Here is a 23,293-nt window from a genome sequence, read left to right on the forward strand (position 1 = left end):
TTCCTTCTGTTTTCTGGCCGCCTTGCCGAGCCGACCAAATCCTTGAAATTCCAACTTTGTCTTCACCGGGCGCCGTCCCTGTTCGGCACCCGCGTTACTCAAAAACTTTCCTTCAGCCACTGGCCCATGCGGGCGATGCGGCCGTTGCCGTTGCCGATCGACGAAAACATGCCGCCATGGGTCGCATGTGTTTCGAGGTCGGCGACCTGCGGGTAGATCATCAGGCCGACGGCCGTGGAGAACGCCGGTCCCTTGGCAGCAGCCGGCAGCCCGGAAACGCCGAGCGGACGGCCGATACGAACGTTGCGTGCGAGGATGCGGCGCGCCGCTTCCGGCAGGCCGGTCAGCTGGCTGGCGCCACCGGTCAGGACGATGCGCTTGCCGACGATCGGGCTGAAGCCCGAGCGCTGGATGCGATCGCGGATGAGTTCCAGCGTTTCCTCGATGCGGGCACGCACGATCCGCGATACGAGCGCGCGCGGCACATGGGTCGGCTGATCGCGGTCGTCCTCGCCGATCGGCGGGACCGAGACGATGTCGCGCTCGTCGGCGCTGTTCGGAAGTGCCGAACCGTGCACGACCTTCAGCCGCTCGGCGTCTTCGATGCGGGTCGAAAGACCGCGCGCCAGATCCGTCGTCACATGGTGGCCGCCAAGGTTGACCGCGTCCGCATGAACCAGCTTGCCGTCGGCAAAGACCGAGATCGTCGTGGTGCCGCCGCCCATGTCGATCGCGGCACAGCCGAGTTCGACTTCATCGTCGACGAGAGCCGCCAGACCGCTGGCATAGGGCGTCGCAACGATGCCTTCGACCGAGAGATGCGCTCGGTTGACGCAAAGTTCGAGATTCTTCAGCGCGGCCCGCTCAGCCGTCAGCACGTGCATGTCGACGCCCAGAACGTCGCCGAACATGGCGAGTGGATCGCGGATGCCGCGCTCGCCGTCGAGCGAGAAGCCGGTCGGCAGCGAATGCAGGATGGCGCGGTCGGAGCGCAGCGACTGCTGGCCGGCGGCCGAAAGCACCCGCTTCAGATCGCTTGCATCGACCTCCTGGCCACCGAGATCGATGGTCGCGGTATAGACGTCGCTCTGCAGGCGGCCGGCGGAAATGTTGACGATCAGGCTGTCGATCGTCAGGCCCGCCATGCGCTCGGCCGCATCGACGGCAAGCCGCACGACGCTTTCGACCGCATCGAGATCGGCGACAACGCCGTTCTTCACGCCGCGGGATTTCTGATGGCCGATGCCGATGATCTCGACGCTATGCGTGCGATTGGGCAAGATCTGGCTTTCGGCGCGCGGCGTCAGCCGGCCGATCATGCACACGATCTTGGTCGAACCGATATCCAGCACCGAGACGACATGAGACCGCTTCGAAGAAAGCGGCTTCAGGCGCGGCAGGCCAAAGCTGGAGGAACCGAACAAACTCATATCCGCCCCTCTTTCTTCTTCTCCGTCTCCTGCGCCTTCAACATCTTGTCCCTCGCCTTCAAGGCAACTTCGCGCCGGCTGACCGCACCCGGCGTCAATTGAACTGTGGTCCGATCTTCCAGCCTGAGATCGACGGCTGCGATGTCGCGCTCAAGCAGCTGATGCTGGCTTTCCATGCCGGACAGAACCTGCATCGCGCGGGCGACATCGTGTTCCGGCAGCTTGACGACGATGCCGTTATCGAGACGCAGGTCCCAGCGACGGCCGGCAACGCGCACGAAGGCCTTCACCCGCGAGCGGATTTCAGGCCAGCGGGAAAACTCGTCGTAGAAATCGGCCGCCGCCGTCTCGGCGTCACGACCGACGAACAGCGGTAGGGCCGCAAACTTGTTGTCGCGCAGCGGCGCGATCGCGCTGCCGCTGCGCTCGATCAGCGACAGGTCGGAACCGTGCTGCCAGATACCGAAGGCCTTGCGCTCGGTGAGCGTCACTTCGATCGTGCTGGGGTAGACCTTGCGGACGGTCACGCCCTGAACCCAGGGCAGTTCGGCGATCAGCTTGCGAGCTTCGATGATGTCGAGCGCCACCAGCGACGTCGTGCCGTCAAGGCCGAGTTGCTGAAGGATATCGATCTCGGAAGTCTGCTCGTTGCCGGAGACGCGCACATCCTCGATGGCAAAGCCGGCCGCGGTCGTCGATGCCTGCGCGACGTTCTGCGTGTGACCGCCGAGCGACATGCCGTAAAAACCGGTAGCGGCAAAAAAGGCGATGGCGGCGATCGTACCGGTGTGGGCAGGAAAGCGGACACGGCCGCTACCGAGGCTGACCAGGAAGCGCACGGCCTTGCGAAGCGGACGCGGCAGAACGCGTGCGCCATCCGCCTCGGCGGCAACTGCGCCCAGCGGATCACGAACTCTCTTGCCCCTTTTGCCCCTTACCGCAAGCACGAAGCGTCCTCCACCATCCAAGTCAGAAACTCGCCAAAGCCAAGGCCCGCATGCTGAGCCATTTCAGGCACCAGGGAGGTCGGGGTCATGCCGGGCTGGGTGTTGATTTCCAGCCAGATCAGTTCGCCTTCATCGGAACCACGGTCGTCGAAGCGAAAGTCGGATCGGCTGACGCCGCGGCAACCGATTGCCTGATGCGCCTTCAATGCGAGTGTTTGTATTTTTTGGTAAATATTTGGTGAAATCTGTGCCGGAATGACGTGTTGCGAGCCACCTTTTACGTATTTGGAATCGTAATCGTAGAAGGCGTGGCCCTGCGGGATGATTTCGGTGACGCCAAGCGCCTTGTCGCCCATGACGCCGCACGTGAGTTCGCGGCCGGCGACATAACGCTCGACCATGATTCGGTCGCCATAACGCCACTCGCTGGAGGTCACGACCTGCGGCGGGTGCGACTGATCTTCCTTGACGATGACAACGCCGAAGCTCGAGCCCTCGCAGACCGGCTTGACGACGTAAGGCGGCTTCATCGGATGCTTCGGGCCAAATGCCTGGCGATCCATGACGAGCGCTTCGGCAACCGGAATGCCGGACGCGGCAGCGACATGCTTTGCCTGCGCCTTGTCCATGGCGAGCGCCGAGGCCAGCACGCCGGAATGGGTGTAGGGAATTTCCAGATATTCGAGAATGCCCTGGATCGTGCCATCCTCGCCGAAGGGACCATGCAGCGCATTGAAGGCGACATCCGGACGCAACGCGGCAAGAACCGAAGCGACGTCGCGCGCGACGTCTACACGCGTAACGCGGAAACCTTCCGCTTCCAGAGCATCGGCGCACGCAGCCCCGGACGACAGGCTAACCGGTCGCTCCGAAGAAAATCCGCCCATAAGGACAGCTACATGCTTGCCGTTCATTCATACCCCCGAAAATACGCCACTATCGCAGCGCTTGCTTGCGTCTGGCTTGTTCCGGCATCGCGAGTCGCCGGTGGCCATTGGGGGCACTAGAGCGGCATTATAGTTAATGAACCGTTTACTTTTATTAACCTTAGTCGGGAAACGATCGGCAGCGGCGCGCGAAAACGCAGTGAATACAACACTTTCCGGCGCGAAATCAGCGACTTGCCGCGACCTGCTTACACAGAACACAAACTACTGAAAAATGAAGGCCCCGCACCAGTTCGATGCGGGGCCTTGGTGATTGGCGGCATTTTCAGCGGACCGCCAAGCGTCAGGCGTGATGTGTGAAGACGCCGAACAGCTCAGACTTGCTGCACGATATTCTCGTCAGGCCAATTTCTCTTTAAGGGAATTATGCGCGAGCGATACCTCGTCTTCACCGACAATCTTCCAGACGATACCAGCGATCGCCGCACCGACGATCGGAGCCAGCCAGAAGAGCCAGAGCTGCGAAAGCGCCCAGTCGCCGACGAACAGCGCCTGCCCCGTCGAGCGGGCCGGATTGACCGACGTGTTGGTGACCGGGATCGATACCAGATGGATCAACGTCAGCGCCAGACCGATGGCGATCGGTGCGAAACCGGAGGGCACGCGGCCATGGGTGGCGCCGAGAATGATGAACAGGAAGAAGAAGGTCATCACCACTTCGATGACCAGCGCCGCGGTCAGCGAATAGCCGCCGGGCGAATGCTCGCCGTAACCGTTGGCGGCAAAGCCGCCGAGTTGGAAGTCCGCCTTGCCGCTGGCAACGACATAGAGAACCGCTGCAGCGACGATGGCGCCCGCCACCTGGGCGATGATGTAGCCGATCAGGCTGGACGCCGGGAACTTGCCGGCAACGGTCAGCCCGACCGAAACGGCCGGGTTGAAATGTCCGCCGGAAATGCCGCCGACGGCATAGGCCATGGTGAGAACGGTGAGACCAAAAGCGAAGGAGACGCCGAGCAGGCCGATGCCGACTTCAGGAAAGGCAGCCGCCAGCACCGCACTGCCGCAACCGCCGAAAACGAGCCAGAATGTACCGAGAAATTCCGCAGAAAGCTTCTTGAACATGCACTCTCTCCCGAAAACCGAAGCCCATTGCTTCAGTCGGCCAGAGTTTGCCACATTTTGATTCCGGTCAACCCCGGTTGCGGCGGACCGCCAGCGCCCGCAAAACACGAAATCGGACACAGCACACGCGCTGCAGTGCCTATTTCGGCGGCAACGAATCCCTCGATCCGCCGAAGCCATGCAGCCTCGGAATAATGCTGCGTCACCTCAGGGATTCGTTCGCACTTCTTACGAATTCAGGGTTTCATCGCACAGAAACTTGCGTTAAGACGCCCAAACCGCCTCCCAAGACGGCATGACATCCACATCAGGAACGACAACAATGACAGACGCGACACCCTCCCTGTCGCCGAAGGATAGCGCGTTGCAGACGCCGGCAGTGAACTCCCCTGCCCGGGTGCTGTTCGCCAGCCTCGTCGGCACCACCATCGAATTCTTCGACTTCTACGTTTACGCCACCGCAGCCGTGCTGGTCTTCCCGCACCTCTTCTTCCCGACGTCAGACCCGACATCGGCGATGCTGCAGTCCTTTGCCACCTTCTCCATCGCCTTCTTCGCCCGGCCGTTCGGCGCGGTGATCTTCGGCCATTTCGGCGACAAGGTCGGCCGCAAGGCGACACTGGTCGCCGCCCTGATGACCATGGGCATCTCCACCGTCGTCATCGGCCTCCTGCCGACCTACGCGTCGATCGGCGTCGCGGCCCCGCTGCTGCTTGCCCTTTGCCGTTTCGGCCAGGGTCTCGGCCTCGGCGGTGAATGGGGCGGCGCCGTGCTGCTTGCCACCGAGAATGCGCCGGAAGGCAAGCGCACATGGTATGCCATGTTCCCGCAGCTCGGCGCGCCGATCGGCTTCATCCTGTCGGCCGGCACCTTCCTTATCCTTGGCGAAGTCATGACCGACGAGGCCTTCCTCGCCTGGGGATGGCGCGTGCCCTTCGTTGCCAGCATTCTGCTTGTGATCGTCGGCCTCTATGTCCGCCTGAAGATCACCGAGACGCCGGAATTCCAGAAGGCGATCGACAAGCACGAGCGCGTCCAGGTTCCGATCGCCCAGATCTTCCGCTTCCACAAGCGCAGCCTCGTGCTCGGCACCTTCGTGGCGCTCGCCACCTTCGTCCTGTTCTACCTGATGACGGTGTTCTCGCTGTCCTGGGGCACGGCCAAGCTCGGCTATTCGCGTGAACAGTTCCTCGTGGTGCAGATGACCGGCGTCGTGTTCTTCGGCCTGATGATCCCGGTTTCGGGCATCCTGTCGGACCGCTATGGCCGCCGCCTGGTGCTGATCGTCACCACCATCGCCATCGGTGCATTCGGCCTCGTCATGGCCCCGCTCATGGCGGGCGGTCTTGGCGGCGCCTTCCTGTTCTCCATCCTCGGCCTCGGCCTGATGGGGCTCACCTATGGTCCGATCGGCGCAGCACTTGCCGCCCCGTTCCCGACCTCGGTGCGCTACACCGGCGCGTCGATGACCTTCAACCTCGCCGGCATCTTCGGCGCGTCGCTCGCGCCCTATATCGCCACCTGGCTCGCGACCAACTACAGCCTTGATTATGTCGGCTACTACCTGCTGGCAGCCGCCGCGATCACACTGGTGTGCCTGGTGCTGTCGACCGAGGAAGAGGTTTCGGCCTGAGCCAAACATCTGTTGCGCTTCGGCGCGTCAGGAACACCAAAAAGAAGGGCCGCAGCGGCGACGCTGCGGCCCTTCTTTTTTGCCCGGCTCTGCCGGCAAAGCTTCCGACGGACGGCCAAATCTGTGCGGGCTTCCCGTTCCCGAACCAGAAAACCTCGATCTTCGTCAATGTGGTGTCGTGAGGTCTGGATCGTCGCCACAGTCCCCGGTCATTGCACAGCTCGAACCGATCTGCCGAGCCGGTTTGGGAAGTCGGGCAATCAGCTCACAACGATGCATCGATTCAGCAAACGTGTTATCGACTTCAGTGCCGTCGATCATTATCACACCATTTCGAATGGCTGGCTGGGTGCCGTCCGCGATCAATATCGCAATGAGCCTGATGCCAATGTTGGCGTGATGGCATGGCCCTATAGAAAGCCCGATTTGCTCCAAGTTGGGGATCTTATCCAGACGGCCTAAGAAATCTTCATGTCGATCTGTTCGGCCAGCTTCATAAGCCCGGCCTGATCGCCTGATTTCACGAAATCGGCAACCTCGATTTCGAGACGCTGCGCTTCAGCACCGTCGCCCAGCGAAGCCACAGCAGCGCGCAGGCGCACCTCGTCCATTGCCTTGGCTGGCGCGACGAGTGCGAAATTGACCAACAGGGCGCGAAAAAAGAGCGACCTCACGCGTGACAGTTTTTGCAGGCAACGCACTCGGGCTTCCCTCCTGGGACGTCATCATAGAGCTGGGATTCCAGAGTTCTTCCACAGAGCAGAGTGATGCAGCTCTACCGTTCGCCAGATAAGCAAAGGGCCGCAGTGTCGCCACTGCGGCCTAATCTTTTGGGCTACCCTCTCCAGCCTCAGGCGATGCCGCGGCCGAGGAATTCCTTGATCTCGTAGCCCGGCATGAAGGTGCCGATGCGCTTGATCTCCCATTCCAGCCGGACGCCGGAATGTTCGAGCACGCGGTTGCGCACGGTCTCGCCGAGATACTCCAGCTCGTAGCCGGTCGCTTGGCCGGTGTTGATCATGAAGTTGCAGTGCAGCGGCGACATCTGCGCGCCGCCGATCATCATGCCGCGGCAACCCGCTTCGTCGATCAGCTTCCAGGCAGAGTGACCTTCCGGGTTCTTGAAGGTCGATCCCCCGGTCTTTTCGCGGATCGGCTGCACGGTTTCGCGGTGCTGGCGCACGGCGTCCATGTCGGTGCGGATCTTGTTCTTGTCCTCGGGATAGCCTTCGAAGATGGCATGCGTGAAGATCAAATCCTTCGCCGCCGAGGAATGACGATAGCCGTAGCCCATATCGGCATTCGACAGCACATGGGCATTACCCTGGCGATCGACCGCATGCACCTCGACGAGGCGCTCGCGCGTCTCTGAGCCGTTGGCGCCGGCATTCATGCGCAGAGCGCCGCCGATGGCACCGGGAATGCCGTAGTAGAAGTAGAAGCCGCCGATGCCGTTATCGAGCGCCATCGCCGCGATGTTCTTGTCCGGGCAGATCGCGCCGGCCTTGATGCGGTTCTCGCCGACGAGTTCGAGATCGCCAAAACCCTTGGCCGACAGCCGGATGACGACGCCGGGAATGCCGCCGTCGCGCACCAGCAGGTTGGAGCCGACGCCCATGACCATGACGGGCACGTCCGCCGGAACCAGCTTCAGGAAGGTGACGAGATCGTCGGTGTCGTGCGGCTGGAACATCAGCTCGGCAAGACCGCCGGCGCGGAACCAGGTCACGCGATCCATCGGCGCATCGGGCGTGATGCGGCCGCGAACGGCGCTGACCCCGCTTCCGAGTGCTTCGAGTAGTTTCTGACCGTTGACCTGTTTCATACTCAATTTCCTGAAATGTCTGCGAGTTCCCGTGGCAATGCGGCAGCCCAGTAGGTGATGCTGCCAGCCCCCAAGAGAACCACAAAATCACCCGGCTGCGCAATCTTGCTGACAACCGGCGCGATTGTTTCGGGGCCGACCACATACCGGGCGTCGCGATGACCGCCCGCCTTGATGCGATTGACAAGCTCTTCGGCGTTGATGCCGTCGATGGCATCTTCACCCGCCGCATAGACAGGCGCGATCAGGATCGTATCGGCGTCGTTGAAGCAGGCGGAAAAATCTTCAAACAGGCTCGCAAGCCGCGAGTAGCGGTGCGGCTGGTGCACGGCGATGATCCGGCCCTGGCAGGCCTCGCGCGCGGCCCGCAGCACCGCCTTGATCTCGACCGGATGGTGGCCGTAGTCGTCATAGACGCGCACGCCGTTCCAGTCGCCGGTAAAGGTGAAGCGGCGCTTGACGCCGCCGAAAGAGGCAAGCCCCTTGGCGATCGCTTCCGGGCTGACACCCAGGCGCTGGGCAACCGCGATTGCAGCCGTTGCATTCGAGACGTTGTGGCGGCCGGGCATCGGCAGGCGCAGATCCTTCATAGTGATCACCTGGCCGGTCCGGCGGCGGCGGATCTCGACGTCGAAGACGGAGGTGGCGCCATCCATGCGGATATTGTGGAAGCGCACGTCGGCTTGCGGGTTTTCGCCGTAGGTGACGACCTTGCGATCCTCGATCTTGCTGACCATGGTCTGCACTTCGGGGTGATCGAGGCAAAGCACGCCGAAGCCGTAGAACGGCACGTTCTCGACGAACTGGCGGAACGCTGCGCGCACGGCGTCGAAATTGCCATAGTGGTCGAGATGCTCGGGGTCGATATTGGTGACGATAGCGACGTCTGCCGGCAGCTTCAGGAACGTGCCGTCGGATTCGTCGGCCTCCACCACCATCCACTCGCCCTCGCCCATGCGGGCATTGGTGCCGTAGGCATTGATGATGCCGCCGTTGATGACCGTCGGGTCGAGGCCGCCGGCATCAAGAAGGGCTGCGACCATCGAGGTCGTAGTCGTCTTGCCGTGCGTGCCGCCGATGGCGATCGCATTGCGGAAGCGCATCAGCTCGGCCAGCATCTCGGCGCGGCGCACGACCGGCAGCAGCTTTTCGCGCGCGGCGATCAGTTCGGGGTTGTCCTTCTTGATCGCCGTCGAAACGACGACGACTTCGGCGTCACCGATGTTTTCGGCCTTGTGACCGACGAACACTTCAATGCCCTTTTCGCGCAGGCGCTGGACATTGGCGCTATCGGACTGGTCGGAGCCCTGCACCCGGTGACCGAGATTGTGCAGAACCTCGGCAATGCCGCTCATGCCGATACCGCCGATACCGATAAAATGGACCAGACCGATCGTCTTCGGCATTTTCATGAGCGTTTTTCCTTGAATGTCTCGACTGTCAAACCGCTGGCAATAGCCTCTACCATGCTCGCAAGCAAGCGCGCGGCGTCCGGCTTTCCGGTTTCGCGCGCATGCGCGGCCATCTGCGCCAGCGATTGCGGATTGGCCATGGCATCGGCGAGAATGCCGGCCAGGCGCTCGGCGGTCAGCTCCGCCTGGACGATCACCTTGGCCCCGCCCTTGGCAGCAATGGCCGCCGCATTGGCCGCCTGGTCGTGATCGAGCGCATAGGGATAGGGAACGAGGATCGCCGGCCGGCCGATGACGGCAAGCTCGGAAACCGTCGATGCGCCGGAGCGGCAGATGACGAGCTGGGCATCGGCGATACGCTCGGCCATGTCGGTGAAGAACGGCGAGACGTCGGCGGGAACGCCGAGCTTCTCATAGGTGGCAATGACGCCGTCGCGGTCTTCCGGACGCGCCTGCTGCGTCACCTTCAGCCGCTGGCGCAGCGCGTCGTCGAGACGGCAGATCGCCTGCGGAACAGCCTTCGAGAAATACTGCGCGCCCTGGCTGCCGCCGAAGACGACGAGGTGAAACGGTGCTTCGCCCGCTGAAGCGCCATAGGCAACGTTGGCGGCCTCGAGCACCGCGGGGCGCACCGGATTGCCCGTCGTCACCGTCTTTGCTGCAAAGGCGCCGGTTCCTTCAGGCAGGAAGCCGCCGGCAATCGCCTTGACGCGGGAGGCGAGCGCCTTGTTGGCGCGGCCCATGACAGCGTTCTGCTCGTGGATCATCGACGGCACGCCCATGCCGGTCGCAGCCAGAAGCGGCGGCACGGTCGGGTAGCCGCCGAAGCCGACGACGGCCTTCGGCCGCAGGCGGGCGATCAGCCGGCGCGCGGCGCGCATGCCGGTCCACAGCGTCCACAGCGAACGCACGACATGGATGGGGTTCTTCGAGCCGATGGTCGCCGACGGTACCACATGCACCTCGTCGGCCGGAAACTTGCCGGCGAAACGTTCCGCACGGCTGTCCGTCACCAGATGCACCGAATAGCCGTTGGCTTTCAGCTCGTGGGCCAGCGCCTCGGCTGGAAACAGATGGCCGCCGGTTCCCCCGGCGGCAAGAAGGATGATGCCTTTGGTCATACTTTACTCCGCCGGCACGCCGATGCCGGACCGAAACAGGCTGCGCTCCACGGCGCGCTTCTCCGGGCGATGGCGCGTGAGCGCCAGGATGAAGCCGGCGGTGACGCAGATCGCCACCATGGACGAACCGCCATAGGAGATCAGCGGCAGGGTCATGCCCTTGGCCGGAAGCAGTTCGAGGTTCACGCCGATGTTGATCATCGATTGGATGCCGATCTGAAGCACGAGGCCGGCGACGGCAAAACGGTTGAAGTCGTTGCGCTCGCGGAAGGCATGGTTGAGGCCGCGCAGCACCAGGAAGGCAAAGATCATCACGATCAGCATGCAGAAGACGATGCCGAACTCTTCGGCGGCCACCGAGAACACGAAGTCGGTGTGGCTATCGGGAATGATGCGCTTGACGATGCCTTCGCCCGGACCACGACCGAACCAGTCGCCGCGGATGATCGCCTCGCGCGCCGTGTCCATCTGGAAGGTGTCGCCTTCCCCGGTCAGGAACTTGTCGATACGGCCGGCGACGTGCGGCAGCATGGTATAGGCGACGAAGAAGCCGCCGAAGGCAGCACCCGCAAGCACGATGATCCACAGCCACGGCATGCCGGCCATGAAGAACATGCCGCCCCAGACCGCGGTCGTCAGGATGGTCTGGCCAAGGTCGGGCTGGGCGACGAGCAGGGCGCCGACGATGCCGAAGAGCAGGATGGCAAAAAGGTTGCCGGGAATTTCCGGCTGGCGGGCATGTTCGGAAAACAGCCAGGCGCAGACGACCACGAAGGCCGGCTTCATGAATTCGGAGGGCTGGATGGAGATGCCGGCGATCGAGATCCAGCGCATCGAGCCCTTGACCTCCTGGCCAATGAACAGGACCAGCACCATCATCGAGAGCGACACGCCGAGCAGGATGATCGCCGCTCGCCGCACCTGACGGGGGGAGAGGAAGGAGATCGCGACCATCACCACAAGCGACGGCAACAGGAACACGGCGTGGCGCTTGACGAAGTGGAAGCTGTCGAGGCCGATACGCTCGGCGACCGCGGGGCTTGCCGCGAAGGACAGCATGAAGCCGACGCCCATCAACAGGATGAAGGTCGCCAGGAAGAACCTGTCGATCGTCCAGAACCAGTCGGCCACAGGGCCACGTTCGGCTCGGCTTACCATCTTGTCAGTCCCCTTTATCAGGCGCGATTGCGCCAAACGTCCGAAACCCCGGCATCACCGCCACCTGCCGCGCGCTACGGGAGCGCGCCAGCAGGCGAGCGTCAGATCAGCATCGTCACGCCCTGCAATGCCTTGACGTGGGTCACGAAGGCATCACCGCGTATTTCAAAGTTCTTATACTGGTCGAAGCTTGCGCAAGCCGGGGATAACATCACCGCCGAAGCGCCCTTGCCGTCGCCTTCCGCATCCGCCGCCGCATGCGCCACGGCCTTTTCCAGCGTGCCTGAGATCTCGTAGGGCACCGCCTCGCCGAGCGTCGCGGCAAATGCAGGTGCCGCCTCGCCGATGAGATACGCCTTGACGATCTTCGGGAAGAACGGCGACAGCGAGGTGATGCCACCTTCCTTGGGCAGACCGCCGGCAATCCAGTAGATGCGTTCATAGCTCGACAGCGCCGGGGCAGCGGCATCCGCATTGGTCGCCTTGCTGTCATTGACGAATACGACGGCGCCCTTGCGGCCGACCGGCTGCATGCGATGCTTCAGCCCGGGGAAACTTGCCAGCCCCTGGCGGATCTCGTCTTCGCTGACACCGACGGCGAGGCAGGCGGCGATTGCGGCTGCCGCATTCTGGGCATTGTGGCCGCCGCGCAGCGTCTGGATGCCGTCGAGGTCGACGAAGAGCCGCGACGTTCCACCCTGCGCCTGCAGGATGCGTGATCCCTCGGCGTGGATGCCGTCTGCCAGGACATGCCGGCGCGAGATGCGCACCACCTTGGTGCCTGCCCGCTCGACGCGGTCGACAATCAGCGCTGAGAAACTGTCATCGACGCCGACGATCGCCGTGCCGCTGCCCGCCACGAGCCGCTCCTTGATATCGGCGTAATGCTGCATGGTGCCGTGGCGGTCGAGATGATCGGGCGTGAGGTTGAGCAGGATGCCGGCTGTCGGGTTGAGCGTCGGCGCGAGATCGATCTGGTAGGACGAGCACTCGACCACGTAGAAGCGGCCGGCCTTCGGCGGATCGAGTGTCAGCACGGCCGTGCCGATATTGCCGCCGAGCTGGGTGTCGCGACCGCTTTCCTTGAGGATATGGGCGATCAGCGCCGTCGTCGTCGACTTGCCGTTGGTGCCAGTGATGGCGATGAACGGGCAATCGGGCGCCTGCGCCCGGCGCTCGCGCACGAAGAGCTCGACATCGCCGATGATCTCGACGCCGGCCGCATGGGCGAGGTCGACGGTCCAGTGCGGCTTCGGATGGGTCAGCGGCACGCCGGGAGACAGAACGAAGGCGGCGTAGGTGCGCCAGTCGATGCCGTGCAGGTCCGCGGTCGGCACGCCGGCCGCGCCGGCCTTGGCGACGCTATCGGGATTGTCGTCCCACGCCGTAACCTCGGCTCCGCCGGCAACGAGTGCCTGGGCGGTCGCCAGCCCCGAGCCTCCGAGCCCGAAGAGCGCGACCTTCTTTCCCTTGAATGTGCTGACCGCGATCATCGTCCGATCACCGCAGCTTGAGGGTGGAGAGGCCCACCATCGCCAGGATGACGGCGATGATCCAGAAGCGGATCACGACCTGGCTTTCCGTCCAGCCCTTCTTTTCGAAGTGGTGGTGGATCGGCGCCATCAGGAAGACGCGGCGACCGGTACGCTTGAACCAGAACACCTGGATGATCACCGACAGGGTTTCCATGACGAACAGGCCGCCGATGATGATCATGACGAACTCATGCTTGACGGCGACGGCAACAGTGCCGATCAGGCCGCCGAGCGCCAGCGAACCGGTGTCGCCCATGAAGATGGCGGCCGGCGGTGCGTTGAACCACAGGAAGCCGAGCCCGGCGCCGATGACGGCGCCGAGGATGACGGCCAGTTCGCCCGTGCCGGGCACGAAATGGATCTGAAGGTAGTTGGCGAAAACGGCGTTACCGGCGAGATAGGCGATGAGGCCGAAGGCGGCCGCCGCAATCATCACAGGCACGATGGCAAGCCCGTCGAGACCGTCCGTCAGGTTCACCGCGTTACCGGCGCCGACGATGACGAAACCGCCGAACAGCACGAAGAAGTAACCGAGGTTGATCACCAGGTCCTTGAAGAACGGGAACGTGACCGAGGAGCCGAAGGTCGAACCGGCAGCGCCGCCCGAAAGCGACGCCTGCATCATGAAGAACACGGCGATGGCGGCGATGATGAACTCGAAGCCGAGACGCGCCTTGCCGGAAAAGCCCTTGTCCGACTGCTTCGTAACCTTGAGGTAATCATCGTAGAAGCCAATGGCGCCAAAGCCGAGCGTGACGAGCAGTGTCGATACCACGTAAACGCTCGAAAGGTCGGCCCACAAAAGCGATGAGACAACGATGCCCGCAAGGATCATCAACCCGCCCATCGTCGGCGTGCCGGCCTTCTTGAAATGCGTCTGGGGTCCGTCGGCGCGGATGGGTTGGCCCTTGCCCTGACGGATACGGAGCGAATCGATCATGCGCGGTCCGAACAGAAATACGATCAAGGCCGACGTGAAAAGCGCTGCACCGGTACGGAACGTGATGTAGCGAAAGAGATTGAAAAATTGAAAGTGGTCCGCCAGTTCCACGAGCCAGATGAGCATTAAGGGACCTTTCCCCAAAGGTTTAAAATCGGACACCGTCCAACAGAATCATCTGAAAAACGATACGCGCTTGTATACAAAAGTGTTAGGTCGCGCTGCCTAACCCAAAGCTGTATCCACCGTCACCGGCATCTGCGGCGACCCTCAACGCTGCGCGCGCCATGAGGCGCGCAACGGTCGCTATCGTCATGTCTTCGGTCGCATCATTGCCCGCCGACCGCCTGCGGCCGGGGCAATCATGCCGTCGGTTCATTCTCCTCGGCCTCAGGCTCGGGATAGGCTTCGATCAGCGCGTGGACGATCTTGACGCAGCCCGTGCCTTTCGACGACTTGATCATCACCACGTCGCCAGCCGCAACCGCGCCGAGTGCGTAGGCCTTCAGTTCTTCCACGCTCTCGCGGTAAACGACCGAGACTTCCGGCGGCAGCGCGTCGCGCAAGTGGGCCATCAACGGCCCTGCGAGCCACACATCGGTAATCCCGGCCTCGCACAGGGGCCTCGCGAGTGCCGCGTGAACCTCGACGGCATGGTCGCCCATCTCCAGCATGTCGCCGAGCACGGCGATGCGACGCCCGCCCGGTGCCGGTGTCGAATCCTGCAAGAGCGAAATCGCCGCGCGCATCGAGGTCGGGTTGGCGTTGTAACTTTCGTCGATCAGAGTCAGCGTGCCGGGGCCGACCAGCAACTGATGCCTGCGTCCCCTGCCGGTTTCGGCCTGCATGGTCGCAAGCGACGAGGCGGCGTAATCGACGTCAGCGCCGACGAGCTTGACGGCTGCGAGCACGGCCAGCGCGTTTTCGGCAATGTGACGGCCAGCTGCGCCGATGGTGATCTCCATCGTCCGGCCACCGAGCGCTGCCCAGAGCACCGATCCATCCGCAGCGCCGGCAAATTCCACAAGACGGAACTCCGCCTTCGGGTTGACGCCGAACGAATGAATGTAGCTGACACCGGCGGCACCCGCCGCCTTCTCGAGCAGCCTGTACTGAGCACTGTCGTGATTGATGACAGCGTGACCGCCATTGACGACGCCCTCGAAGATCTCGGCCTTGGCCTCGGCGATCTGGTCGAGACTTTCGAAGTTGCCGAGATGGGCAGCGGCAATGCTGGTGACGATTGCCACATGCGGGCGGACCATCTTCGTCAGCGGCCGGATCTCGTCCGGGTGGTTCATGCCGATTTCGAAGATGCCGAAATCGGTGGCCTCCGGCATGCGCGCCAGTGTCAGCGGCACGCCCCAATGATTGTTGAAGGAGGCGACGGACGCATGCACGCGGCCTTGCGGCACCAGCACGTGGCGCAGCATCTCCTTGGTGGTGGTCTTGCCGACCGAACCGGTGACGGCAATGATCTTGGCGGCGCTGCGATCGCGCGCAGCACATCCAAGCCGGATCATTGCCTCGAGCACGTCGTCGACAACGATCATCGGCGCGCTGAGGCGGCCGAGCGCCGGCAGCTTGCCTTCGCTGACGACGAGCAACGCCGCGCCGTTGGCAAGCGCGAGGCCGGCATAATCGTGGCCGTCGACCCGGTCACCCTTGATCGCAAAGAAGGCTTCGCCCTTGCCGACAGAGCGGCTGTCGATCGATATGCCGCTTACTCCTTCGGGCAGGTTTCCAACCGGTCGGCCGTTCATTGCGGCCAGAAGATCGCTGCTTGTCCAGAGCCAGTTCAAATCAAAGACCTCCCAGTGCCTTGCGGACTTCTGCATGATCCGAGAATGGCAGCGTGACGGAACCGACCGTCTGGCCCTCCTCGTGTCCCTTGCCGGCGACGATCAGCGTGTCGCCGCTTTGAAGCATGCCGACGGCGGCGCGAATCGCTTCGGCGCGGTCGCCGATTTCGGTCGCGCCCGGGGCGGCAGCCATGATTTCGGAGCGGATAACATCAGGGACTTCCGAGCGCGGATTGTCATCGGTGACGATCACCACATCGGCAAGCCGCGTCGCGATCTCGCCCATGATCGGGCGCTTGCCCTTATCGCGGTCGCCGCCGCAGCCGAAGACAACGATGACGCGACCCGTCGTGAACGGTCGCACGGAGGCGAGCACGTTTTCGAGCGCATCCGGCTTGTGGGCATAATCGACATAGGCAAGCGCGCCATCGCGCGTCTGGCCGACCAGTTCGAGGCGGCCGGAGGCGCCCTGCAGCTTTTCAAGCGCGGAGAACGCCGCCTTGGCGCTGATGCCGGTGGAGATCGCAAGGCCGGCGGCGACAAGCGCATTGGCCACCTGGAAATCGCCAGCCAGCGGAATGTGGATTTCGAAGATGTCGTCGCCGACATGGACTTCGGCTGATTGCTTGTGGCGGAAATGCTCGACCCGTTTCAGCGAGATGAAATCGCCCTTGCGGCCGACGGTGCGCACGTCGAGCTTGGCTTTGCGGGCAGCGGCGATCGCCTGCTCCGACCACTGGTCGTCGGCAAAGATCACCGCCGGAGCACCCTTCGGCAACAGCGCATCGAACAGCCGCATCTTCGAGGCCATGTAGTGCTCGACCGTCGGATGATAATCCATGTGGTCGCGACCGAGATTGGTGAAGGCGGCGGCCGAAAGCCTGACGCCGTCGAGACGGCTCTGGTCGAGGCCGTGGCTCGAAGCTTCCATCGCAGCATGGGTGACGCCGGCGTCGGCGAGTTCGGCCAGAAGCTTGTGCAGGGAGACAGGGTCGGGCGTGGTCAGCGAGCCATAGTCGTTGCGGCCGGGCGCAACCACGCCCGTGGTGCCGATCATCGCAGCGGCAAGGCCGGAATGCGCCCAGATCTGCCGGGTGAAGGAAGCGACCGAGGTCTTGCCGGCAGTCCCCGTCACCGCCACCATCGTCTCGGGCTGGCGGCCGTAGAAGGCGGCGGCAGCGCGCGCGAGGAAGGCGCGCGGATTGGCGAGCGAGAGAACGGGCGCGGAGGTTCCATCCGGTTTCGCATTGCTCTCGGCAACCACGGCGACTGCGCCGCGCGAAAGCGCATCGGCGATATAGGTGTTGCCGTTTGCCTTGCTGCCGGAAACGGCGACGAAAAGATCTCCTGGCTGCACCTGCCGACTGTCGGCCGTGATGCCGGCAACCTCGATCGCAGAGGAAGCGCCATCCAGTTGCGCAGAAAGTTCAGGGAAGCTCGTTCCCGCCAGGTCTTTTATCTTCATGAACCGCACGTCTCACATCGCTCTCGATCCGCTGGAATCGCGAATCGTCCCGCATTCTCATTTCATGCCTAATAAGACACAAGCATGGCAGAACCATCTTCTCCGAACTTCGGTTCGACGCCGAGAAGCGGTGCGGAGCGGCTGATGATGTCGCGAACCATGGGCGCGGCATTCGAACCGGCGGTCCGTCCGCCGCCTTCGCCGGTCTTCGGCGCATCGATGAAGGTCAGCACGATGTACTTCGGATTGTCGATCGGAAAGGCTGCAAGAAAGGCGTTGAAGTTCTGGTCGCTGGCATAGCGACCGTTGACGACCTTGTCGGCCGTGCCGGTCTTGCCGCCGACGTTGAAGCCCGGCACCTGCGCGCGCTTGCCCGAGCCGGCGATGCCGTTCCAGCGAAGCAAGAAGCGCATGTCGTCGCTGGTGCTCTTCTTGACGACCGTGGTTGCCAGTTCGTCCGCTTGCTCTTCCGAACGCGGCAGGAAGGTCGGCGGGATCAGCTTGCCGCCGTTGACGAGCGCTGCTCCGGCGACAGCCGTCTGCAACGGGGTCGTCGAAACGCCGTGGCCGAAGGAAATGGTGATCGAGTTGATCTTCTTCCATTCACGCGGCTGGCTCGGGGATTTGACCTCCGGCAGCTCGGTCGGCAGCTTCGACAGCAGGCCGATGCGGGTCAAAAATTCCTTGTGGCCGGGAATGCCGATGAGGTCGGCGATCTTGGCCGTGCCGATGTTCGACGAATACTGGAAGATTTCCGGCACGGTCAGCACGCGGCGCTTGCCGTGGAAGTCCTTGATGGTGAAGCCGCCGATACGGATCGGCGCCGTGGCGTCAAAACTGTCGTTGAGCGTCACCTTGCCGGAATCGAGACCCATGGCAATGGTGAAGGTCTTGAAGGTGGAACCCATTTCGAACGTGCCGTTCGACATGCGGTTCATCCAGCCCTCTTCGGCGCCTTCGGCCGGCTTGTTCGGGTCGTAGTCGGGGACGGACGCCATCGCCAGCACTTCGCCGGTATGCACGTCGAGCACGACGGCGCCGGCGGCCAGCGCCTGGTAGTTCTTCATGCCGGAATCGATGACGTCGCGGACGATGTTCTGCACGCGGACGTCGATCGACAGCTTGACCGGCTCGAGCTTGGCATCGCTGGTCATGCCGATGGCGGCGAGATCGGCGAGCCCCTGCCCGTCGATGTAACGCTCCATGCCGGCAACGCCGCGGTTGTCGATGTTGACGTGACCGAGGATGTGGGCGGCGGTCGGGCCACCCGGATAGAAGCGACGCTTCTCCGGCCGGAAGCCGACACCGGGAATGCCGAGCGCCAGGATCTCGCTCTGCTGCTTCGGCGTCAGCTGGCGGCGCAGCCACTGGAAGCGCGATTTCGACTTCAGCTTGTTGTAGATTTCGCGGGCGTTGATGTCAGGCAGAACCGTTGCCAGCCGCTCAACCGCCTCGTCCGCATCGACGATCTTGTGCGGCTCGGCATAGAGCGAAACCGTGCGGATGTCGGTGGCGAGGATCTCGCCGTTTCGATCGAGAATATCGGGGCGTGACGCCATCAGGTTGTCGGCACGGCCGATGCTAGACACCGTCTCCGGCTGCGCCATGCCATATTGCACCAGCCGGCCACCGATGACCGCATAGACGATGCCGAAGCTGGCGATGATGATCGCCACACGGTTCTTCGCCTGATTGGTGGTCTTCTTGCGCGTGCCCTGGAAAGTGACGTTGAGCTTGGCCTCGGCCGGCAGGTTGTTGCCGCCGGCGGAGAAATGCGCCTTGCTCTTCAGAACCATGATGCGGGAGAGAAACGACATCAGCGCGCCACCGAACCTGTTTCGATATTATCGGTCGTCTGCTCCGCTGCCTTGGCGGCGGCGAGCTTCTTTTCTTCTTCCGTCGGCGGAACGTCTGCCTTCAGCATCGGAAGCTCCTGCGGGCGGACGAGCTGCGTCGATGGCGTCGGCGCCAGCTGCAGGTCGGCACCGAAGGCTCCGACCAGACGCTCCAGCCGGTTCGGCTGCGTCAGCAGCGCCCAGTCAGCACGCAGAAGATCGATCGTGTCTTCTTCCAGCTTGATTGCAGCATCGAGCTTGCGCACCTGCTCAAGCTTGTTTTCGGCCTGGTGCTTGATCGTGTAGGTGACCGTGGCGGCTGCCGTCATGACGACGATAAGGACTATGTCGAGTGTTCGCAGCATATCTCTCTCAGCCCCCCAACCGTGCAAGGCTCGCCAGTTCCGGCAGATTGAAAATGGATAGATCGTTTCCCGGCGATGGCGCTTCCGTGCGGATACCGGCTCTGAGCTTGGCAGACCGGGCGCGCGGATTGAGGGACGCTTCTTCCTCGCTGGCTGCCACCATAGGCTTTCCAACTGGTGTGAAGGTTGCCGGCCGCGCGGTTACCAGCGGCAGATGCCGCGAACCGGCGGCCTTGCCCGAGCGATCCTGGAAGAAGGCCTTGACGATCCGGTCTTCAAGGGAATGGAAGGTGACGACCACGAGCCGACCGCCCGGCTTCAGCGCCCGCTCGGCAGCAAAGAGCACCTGGGCGAGTTCGCCGAGCTCGTCGTTGACGAAGATGCGCAGCGCCTGGAAAACGCGCGTTGCCGGATGGATCTTGTCCTTGGCCTTGCGCGGCGTGACGATTTCGATCAGCCCGGCGAGATCGCGGGTGGTTTCAAACGGCGTTTCGGCGCGGCGCTTCTCGATGGCGCGGGCAATGCGGCCCGACTGCTTTTCCTCACCGAGAAAACCGAAGATGCGAATGAGATCGGAAACCTTGGCCCGGTTGACAACGTCGGCAGCGGAGACACCGGCGGCCGACATGCGCATATCGAGCGGACCCTTCCTCTGGAAGGAGAAGCCGCGCTCGGCCTCGTCGATCTGCATCGACGACACGCCGATGTCGAGCACCACGCCGTCAAGGCTGCCAGCTGGCGCATGCTCGGCAAGTTCGGAAAAGCGCGAATGAATGAGCTTGAGCCTGCCGCCGGAGGCCGCGACCATCGACTGGCCCGCGGCGATCGCCGTCGGGTCGCGGTCGAGCGCGATCACATCGGCACCGGCATTAAGGATGGCGGACGCATAACCGCCGGCACCGAACGTGCCGTCGAGAATGACCTTGCCGGGAGCCGGCTCGAGTGCTGCGAGAACCTCGTTCAGGAGGACGGGAATGTGACGAACCGGTCCGCCATCGGCTTCAGAAGCTCCTCCGCCTTGTTCCGTCACCATTCCGCCTCTCCATTCTATTCCGGACGCAGCCCCCGTGACTTGCGCCCTTCCCGGGCTGCCGCCTGCGCCTTTTGAAAGGCCTGCGGCTCCCAGAGCTGAAAATAATCGCCCCGCCCGACGAACATCACGTCGGTCGAGATACCGGTGAAGTCGCGGATGAAATCCGTCACCATCAACCGGCCTTCCGGATCGAGCTTGACGAAGACCCCGCCCCCATGAACGAGCAGCGACATCTCGTTGGCAGCCGGAGAAAATGGATCCTCGACCGCCATCTGCCTCTCGAACCGGTCCAGAAGCTCCGGCCCGCCGACACTGATCGCCGGAAAGACGAAGTCCTGAAAACAGTATAGCTCCCGGACGCCCCCATCCGACAGAACGGAACGAAACGCCGAAGGCACGGACACCCGCCCCTTTGCATCGATCCGATTGGTGGCATTTGACAAGAAGCGGTTCATGACTCGAAACGGCCGCCCAAGACTGACGGGCCATAATCATCGACCCGCGAGAACACTCGACCACGCTCACAAAACGCCCCCGCCGGACACCAACATGCCCGCCCATCTCCCGATGCCGGGAGACCCTGGAATCTTGCGATGATGGGCCACGAAGCGGCCCTTGCGCAGTACCATTATGGGATATCATGGGACCATATGGGCGTCAATGGGATTGGCTCTTGAACAGCCGGGTAGCTGATCAAATATTGATAGGTTGTTAAGTTTAACGAAGCGTTACGAAGCGACCCCCGCTGCCCTGGAATGCGACGGTCAAACGGCTTCAAATCGTTGAGAAATCAGAATGTGAGAAAGAATGCAGCAAAGCGGGGGAGCAGGATTTCCCTGCGCGATTTCTGATCGCTTCATCCGGTTCGGCATCGAAACGATACCCGCCTGAACATGGTTGCGCCTGCGCGTCTCGAAGCGCGCGACACCGCTGAGAAAAAGGAAAAATCGCCAGTTGGCCTGTAAGCCGGGTTCTGTATGGCCCCATTGCCCGAAGACAACGGAACGTGGCAGCCATTCATCTGGGACTACGTTTGCACGCAGCCTCTTGCAACCCACCCGGATGACTGGCCCGGAAACAGGCTGGACGCTTGCGCGTCCGCGTCATCCCTATTCGGTCTTGCTCCCGGTGGGGTTTGCCGTGCCGTCCATGTCGCCATGTCCGCGGTGGGCTCTTACCCCACCCTTTCACCCTTACTCCGCAAGCGGAGCGGTTTGCTTTCTGTGGCACTTTCCCTGAGGTCGCCCTCGCCGGACGTTATCCGGCACCGTACTTCCGTGGAGCCCGGACTTTCCTCCCCCCGCGGCCTTTCGGCACTTGCGGAGCGCGGCTGCCCGGCCAACTGGCAGGCGGTCCTTAAACGACCGGGAAGCCGAGCGCCAGAGAAAAACGGCAGGCCCGGCGTTTCAACGCTCGCCCACCCGCGCTTTCACGTTCAGCGGAAAGCCACGGCGAAATCCGTTTCATAGGCCGGGTCGTCGATCCGGCCCTCGGCCACCAGCACGGCGCCGAGCCGGCCGATCTCGTCGGAGCTTTTCGCTGCCTGGCCGTTGCCGCCGGTCACCACAGCGATGCGGTCGCTGCCGGCAAAGCCGATATAGGGAAAACCATGGCGGGTGAACGACGTCACGCAGGGTCTGAAATGCGTCGAAGCCGGCTTGAAGCCGGGCATCACCTCGGCAAGCAGCCCGCCCATGTGCGCAGCCGCCCCGGCGCCAGCGCTGCCGCGGAACCAGGCGCGCACCGCGGGCTCGCTGTCGAGCACGCGATCGGTCGGATCGCCGCCGATCTTGATATAGTGCTTGCCGTCGGCGTAAGCGACCGGCGGCAGCAGATAGTAGCTCTTGGCCTGCTCCGGTGCCGCGCCGATCAGCGATGGCATGTGGTCATAGGTCGAAAGATCGCCGGCTGCGACCTCCGCAAAAAATACGGTACGCGCCTTGACGACAAGGTCGATCGGCCGGGGAAGAAGCGTGTCGGAAAGAGAGAACCCGCCCGCAGCAACGATCACCCGCCCAGCACCAAACGTGGCGCCATCGACGGTTGTGACCACGACGCGGTCGCCGGCCTCGGATACCGAGGCCACTTCGCTGCGCACGATCCGTGCGCCGGCCTTTCCCGCGCAGATCGTTTGCGCCAGCACCAACGCGCGCGGATTGATGTATCCGGCCCCTTGCGCCTCGTGAATGCCGGCAAAACCTTCGGGAAAACGGAACCAGGGAAAGCGTTCGGAAAGGGCGCCCTGCTCGAGAAGCGGCGCCTCGACGCCAAGCGCGTCGCGCGCCTTGGCCACCTTCTCGATATAGTCGTAGCTGCCGCCCGGCGCCGGCCCGGCGATCAGGCAGCCGACTTCGGCATAGAAGTCGACGCCACTTTGAGCGGCGATCTCGTCGTAACGGTCGATGGAACGCTTGGCGAGCCGCGCCCAGACCGGATCGTCGTCGATCGTGCGTGTGATGCGGGCATTGTCGTAGTGGCTGGAAAAGACGCCGCCGTGATTGGCCCAGTCGCCGGGCTCGTCCGGCCCGACGAGAGCCACCCGAGCGCCCGAGAGCGCCAGGTGCCGCGCTGCCGCCGCCCCCATCATGCCTTTGCCGACAACGATGAAATCAAAGCTTTCCGACATGTCCGTCCTCACCATTTCGATCAGGTCTGGATAGCATGCCGGCGCAGATATGGCACTGCGGTTGCATTACGTTTTGAAGGTCGCCGGAACGCGAGACCTGTCCGGCTGGAGCACCCGCCACCGCTTGAAGACAGCCGGCGGTTGATGCTCGGTA

At 63.1% G+C, this 23,293-nt stretch carries 19 protein-coding genes and 1 other RNA gene; 1 reads left to right on the forward strand and 19 read right to left on the reverse strand.

Annotated elements, in window-relative coordinates:
* Positions 1–98: 98 nt before the first annotated feature.
* The 4 genes from ftsA to aqpZ all read right to left on the reverse strand — a co-directional run bounded on the left by ftsA (position 99) and on the right by aqpZ (position 4,389).
* Positions 99–1,430, reverse strand: coding sequence for a cell division protein FtsA (ftsA, locus tag LPJGGPFB_RS14850; RefSeq protein ID WP_173420600.1), 1,332 nt, complete (start codon positions 1,428–1,430; stop codon positions 99–101).
* Positions 1,427–2,377 carry a cell division protein FtsQ gene (gene ftsQ, locus LPJGGPFB_RS14855; RefSeq protein ID WP_173420601.1) on the reverse strand — a complete coding sequence of 317 codons (951 nt, stop codon included), beginning with the start codon at positions 2,375–2,377 and terminating at the stop codon, positions 1,427–1,429. Before ftsQ ends, ftsA begins: the two co-directional genes overlap by 4 nt.
* A complete protein-coding gene (locus LPJGGPFB_RS14860) occupies positions 2,365–3,291 on the reverse strand; it encodes a D-alanine--D-alanine ligase (RefSeq protein ID WP_173420602.1) in 927 nt (308 codons plus the stop codon). The genes ftsQ and LPJGGPFB_RS14860 overlap by 13 nt, the downstream gene beginning before the upstream one ends.
* A gap of 372 nt (positions 3,292–3,663) precedes the next feature.
* A complete protein-coding gene (gene aqpZ / locus LPJGGPFB_RS14865) occupies positions 3,664–4,389 on the reverse strand; it encodes an aquaporin Z (RefSeq protein WP_173420603.1) in 726 nt (241 codons plus the stop codon).
* 322 nt (positions 4,390–4,711) lie between these two features.
* On the opposite strand from aqpZ, the gene LPJGGPFB_RS14870 reads away from it, so the two are divergent.
* The gene (locus tag LPJGGPFB_RS14870; RefSeq protein WP_173420604.1) at positions 4,712–6,022 is read left to right on the forward strand and encodes an MFS transporter; all 1,311 of its coding nucleotides are present in this window, start codon (positions 4,712–4,714) and stop codon (positions 6,020–6,022) included.
* Between the two features lie 458 nt (positions 6,023–6,480).
* Here the strand turns inward: LPJGGPFB_RS14870 and LPJGGPFB_RS14875 are convergent, their stop codons facing one another.
* From LPJGGPFB_RS14875 to LPJGGPFB_RS14945, 15 genes are all read right to left on the reverse strand, one after another.
* Positions 6,481–6,633, reverse strand: coding sequence for a hypothetical protein (locus tag LPJGGPFB_RS14875; RefSeq protein WP_173420605.1), 153 nt, complete (start codon positions 6,631–6,633; stop codon positions 6,481–6,483).
* A 239-nt stretch (positions 6,634–6,872) separates the two neighbouring features.
* Positions 6,873–7,847: a UDP-N-acetylmuramate dehydrogenase gene (gene murB / locus LPJGGPFB_RS14880; protein WP_173420606.1), complete on the reverse strand. Its 975-nt coding sequence runs from the start codon at positions 7,845–7,847 to the stop codon at positions 6,873–6,875.
* A gap of 2 nt (positions 7,848–7,849) precedes the next feature.
* Positions 7,850–9,259 (reverse strand): UDP-N-acetylmuramate--L-alanine ligase, encoded by a 1,410-nt coding sequence (gene murC, locus LPJGGPFB_RS14885; RefSeq protein WP_173420607.1) that lies wholly within the window; start codon positions 9,257–9,259, stop codon positions 7,850–7,852.
* Positions 9,256–10,380, reverse strand: coding sequence for an undecaprenyldiphospho-muramoylpentapeptide beta-N-acetylglucosaminyltransferase (murG, locus tag LPJGGPFB_RS14890; RefSeq protein WP_173420608.1), 1,125 nt, complete (start codon positions 10,378–10,380; stop codon positions 9,256–9,258). Before murG ends, murC begins: the two co-directional genes overlap by 4 nt.
* A gap of 3 nt (positions 10,381–10,383) precedes the next feature.
* Positions 10,384–11,538, reverse strand: coding sequence for a putative lipid II flippase FtsW (gene ftsW / locus LPJGGPFB_RS14895; RefSeq protein ID WP_112810274.1), 1,155 nt, complete (start codon positions 11,536–11,538; stop codon positions 10,384–10,386).
* A gap of 101 nt (positions 11,539–11,639) precedes the next feature.
* On the reverse strand, positions 11,640–13,031 hold the full coding sequence (murD, locus tag LPJGGPFB_RS14900; RefSeq protein WP_173420609.1) for a UDP-N-acetylmuramoyl-L-alanine--D-glutamate ligase: 1,392 nt from the start codon (positions 13,029–13,031) through the stop codon (positions 11,640–11,642).
* 7 nt (positions 13,032–13,038) lie between these two features.
* The gene (gene mraY, locus LPJGGPFB_RS14905) at positions 13,039–14,139 is read right to left on the reverse strand and encodes a phospho-N-acetylmuramoyl-pentapeptide-transferase (RefSeq protein WP_077499958.1); all 1,101 of its coding nucleotides are present in this window, start codon (positions 14,137–14,139) and stop codon (positions 13,039–13,041) included.
* Between the two features lie 236 nt (positions 14,140–14,375).
* Complete coding sequence (locus tag LPJGGPFB_RS14910) at positions 14,376–15,815, reverse strand: UDP-N-acetylmuramoylalanyl-D-glutamyl-2,6-diaminopimelate--D-alanyl-D-alanine ligase (protein ID WP_173420610.1); 1,440 nt, start codon at positions 15,813–15,815, stop codon at positions 14,376–14,378.
* A gap of 1 nt (position 15,816) precedes the next feature.
* Positions 15,817–17,280, reverse strand: a complete 1,464-nt coding sequence (locus LPJGGPFB_RS14915; RefSeq protein WP_173420611.1) for a UDP-N-acetylmuramoyl-L-alanyl-D-glutamate--2,6-diaminopimelate ligase — start codon at positions 17,278–17,280, stop codon at positions 15,817–15,819.
* A gap of 68 nt (positions 17,281–17,348) precedes the next feature.
* Positions 17,349–19,097: a peptidoglycan D,D-transpeptidase FtsI family protein gene (locus tag LPJGGPFB_RS14920; protein ID WP_173420612.1), complete on the reverse strand. Its 1,749-nt coding sequence runs from the start codon at positions 19,095–19,097 to the stop codon at positions 17,349–17,351.
* Positions 19,097–19,480, reverse strand: a complete 384-nt coding sequence (gene ftsL, locus LPJGGPFB_RS14925) for a cell division protein FtsL (RefSeq protein ID WP_173420613.1) — start codon at positions 19,478–19,480, stop codon at positions 19,097–19,099. The genes LPJGGPFB_RS14920 and ftsL overlap by 1 nt, the downstream gene beginning before the upstream one ends.
* Positions 19,481–19,487: 7 nt before the next feature.
* Positions 19,488–20,513 carry a 16S rRNA (cytosine(1402)-N(4))-methyltransferase RsmH gene (rsmH, locus tag LPJGGPFB_RS14930; RefSeq protein WP_173420614.1) on the reverse strand — a complete coding sequence of 342 codons (1,026 nt, stop codon included), beginning with the start codon at positions 20,511–20,513 and terminating at the stop codon, positions 19,488–19,490.
* 14 nt (positions 20,514–20,527) lie between these two features.
* Complete coding sequence (gene mraZ / locus LPJGGPFB_RS14935; protein ID WP_112810281.1) at positions 20,528–20,968, reverse strand: division/cell wall cluster transcriptional repressor MraZ; 441 nt, start codon at positions 20,966–20,968, stop codon at positions 20,528–20,530.
* A gap of 491 nt (positions 20,969–21,459) precedes the next feature.
* An RNA gene (gene rnpB, locus LPJGGPFB_RS14940) (RNase P RNA component class A) lies at positions 21,460–21,859 on the reverse strand.
* Between the two features lie 89 nt (positions 21,860–21,948).
* On the reverse strand, positions 21,949–23,139 hold the full coding sequence (locus LPJGGPFB_RS14945; RefSeq protein ID WP_173420615.1) for an NAD(P)/FAD-dependent oxidoreductase: 1,191 nt from the start codon (positions 23,137–23,139) through the stop codon (positions 21,949–21,951).
* Positions 23,140–23,293 lie beyond the last annotated feature (154 nt).

This window comes from Ensifer adhaerens (assembly GCF_013283195.1).
Classification (GTDB): Bacteria; Pseudomonadota; Alphaproteobacteria; order Rhizobiales; family Rhizobiaceae; genus Ensifer; species Ensifer adhaerens_G.

Excerpts from the sequence above, each read along its gene's own strand:
- ftsA (WP_173420600.1), bottom strand. The coding sequence starts at position 1,430 with ATGAGTTTGTTCGGTTCCTCCAGCTTTGGCCTGCCGCGCCTGAAGCCG.
- LPJGGPFB_RS14860 (WP_173420602.1), bottom strand. The coding sequence starts at position 3,291 with ATGAACGGCAAGCATGTAGCTGTCCTTATGGGCGGATTTTCTTCGGAG.
- aqpZ (WP_173420603.1), bottom strand. The coding sequence starts at position 4,389 with ATGTTCAAGAAGCTTTCTGCGGAATTTCTCGGTACATTCTGGCTCGTT.
- LPJGGPFB_RS14870 (WP_173420604.1), top strand. The coding sequence starts at position 4,712 with ATGACAGACGCGACACCCTCCCTGTCGCCGAAGGATAGCGCGTTGCAG.
- LPJGGPFB_RS14875 (WP_173420605.1), bottom strand. The coding sequence starts at position 6,633 with ATGGACGAGGTGCGCCTGCGCGCTGCTGTGGCTTCGCTGGGCGACGGT.
- murB (WP_173420606.1), bottom strand. The coding sequence starts at position 7,847 with ATGAAACAGGTCAACGGTCAGAAACTACTCGAAGCACTCGGAAGCGGG.
- murC (WP_173420607.1), bottom strand. The coding sequence starts at position 9,259 with ATGAAAATGCCGAAGACGATCGGTCTGGTCCATTTTATCGGTATCGGC.
- murG (WP_173420608.1), bottom strand. The coding sequence starts at position 10,380 with ATGACCAAAGGCATCATCCTTCTTGCCGCCGGGGGAACCGGCGGCCAT.
- ftsW (WP_112810274.1), bottom strand. The coding sequence starts at position 11,538 with ATGGTAAGCCGAGCCGAACGTGGCCCTGTGGCCGACTGGTTCTGGACG.
- murD (WP_173420609.1), bottom strand. The coding sequence starts at position 13,031 with ATGATCGCGGTCAGCACATTCAAGGGAAAGAAGGTCGCGCTCTTCGGG.
- mraY (WP_077499958.1), bottom strand. The coding sequence starts at position 14,139 with ATGCTCATCTGGCTCGTGGAACTGGCGGACCACTTTCAATTTTTCAAT.
- LPJGGPFB_RS14915 (WP_173420611.1), bottom strand. The coding sequence starts at position 17,280 with ATGAAGATAAAAGACCTGGCGGGAACGAGCTTCCCTGAACTTTCTGCG.
- LPJGGPFB_RS14920 (WP_173420612.1), bottom strand. The coding sequence starts at position 19,097 with ATGTCGTTTCTCTCCCGCATCATGGTTCTGAAGAGCAAGGCGCATTTC.
- ftsL (WP_173420613.1), bottom strand. The coding sequence starts at position 19,480 with ATGCTGCGAACACTCGACATAGTCCTTATCGTCGTCATGACGGCAGCC.
- rsmH (WP_173420614.1), bottom strand. The coding sequence starts at position 20,513 with ATGGTGACGGAACAAGGCGGAGGAGCTTCTGAAGCCGATGGCGGACCG.
- mraZ (WP_112810281.1), bottom strand. The coding sequence starts at position 20,968 with ATGAACCGCTTCTTGTCAAATGCCACCAATCGGATCGATGCAAAGGGG.
- LPJGGPFB_RS14945 (WP_173420615.1), bottom strand. The coding sequence starts at position 23,139 with ATGTCGGAAAGCTTTGATTTCATCGTTGTCGGCAAAGGCATGATGGGG.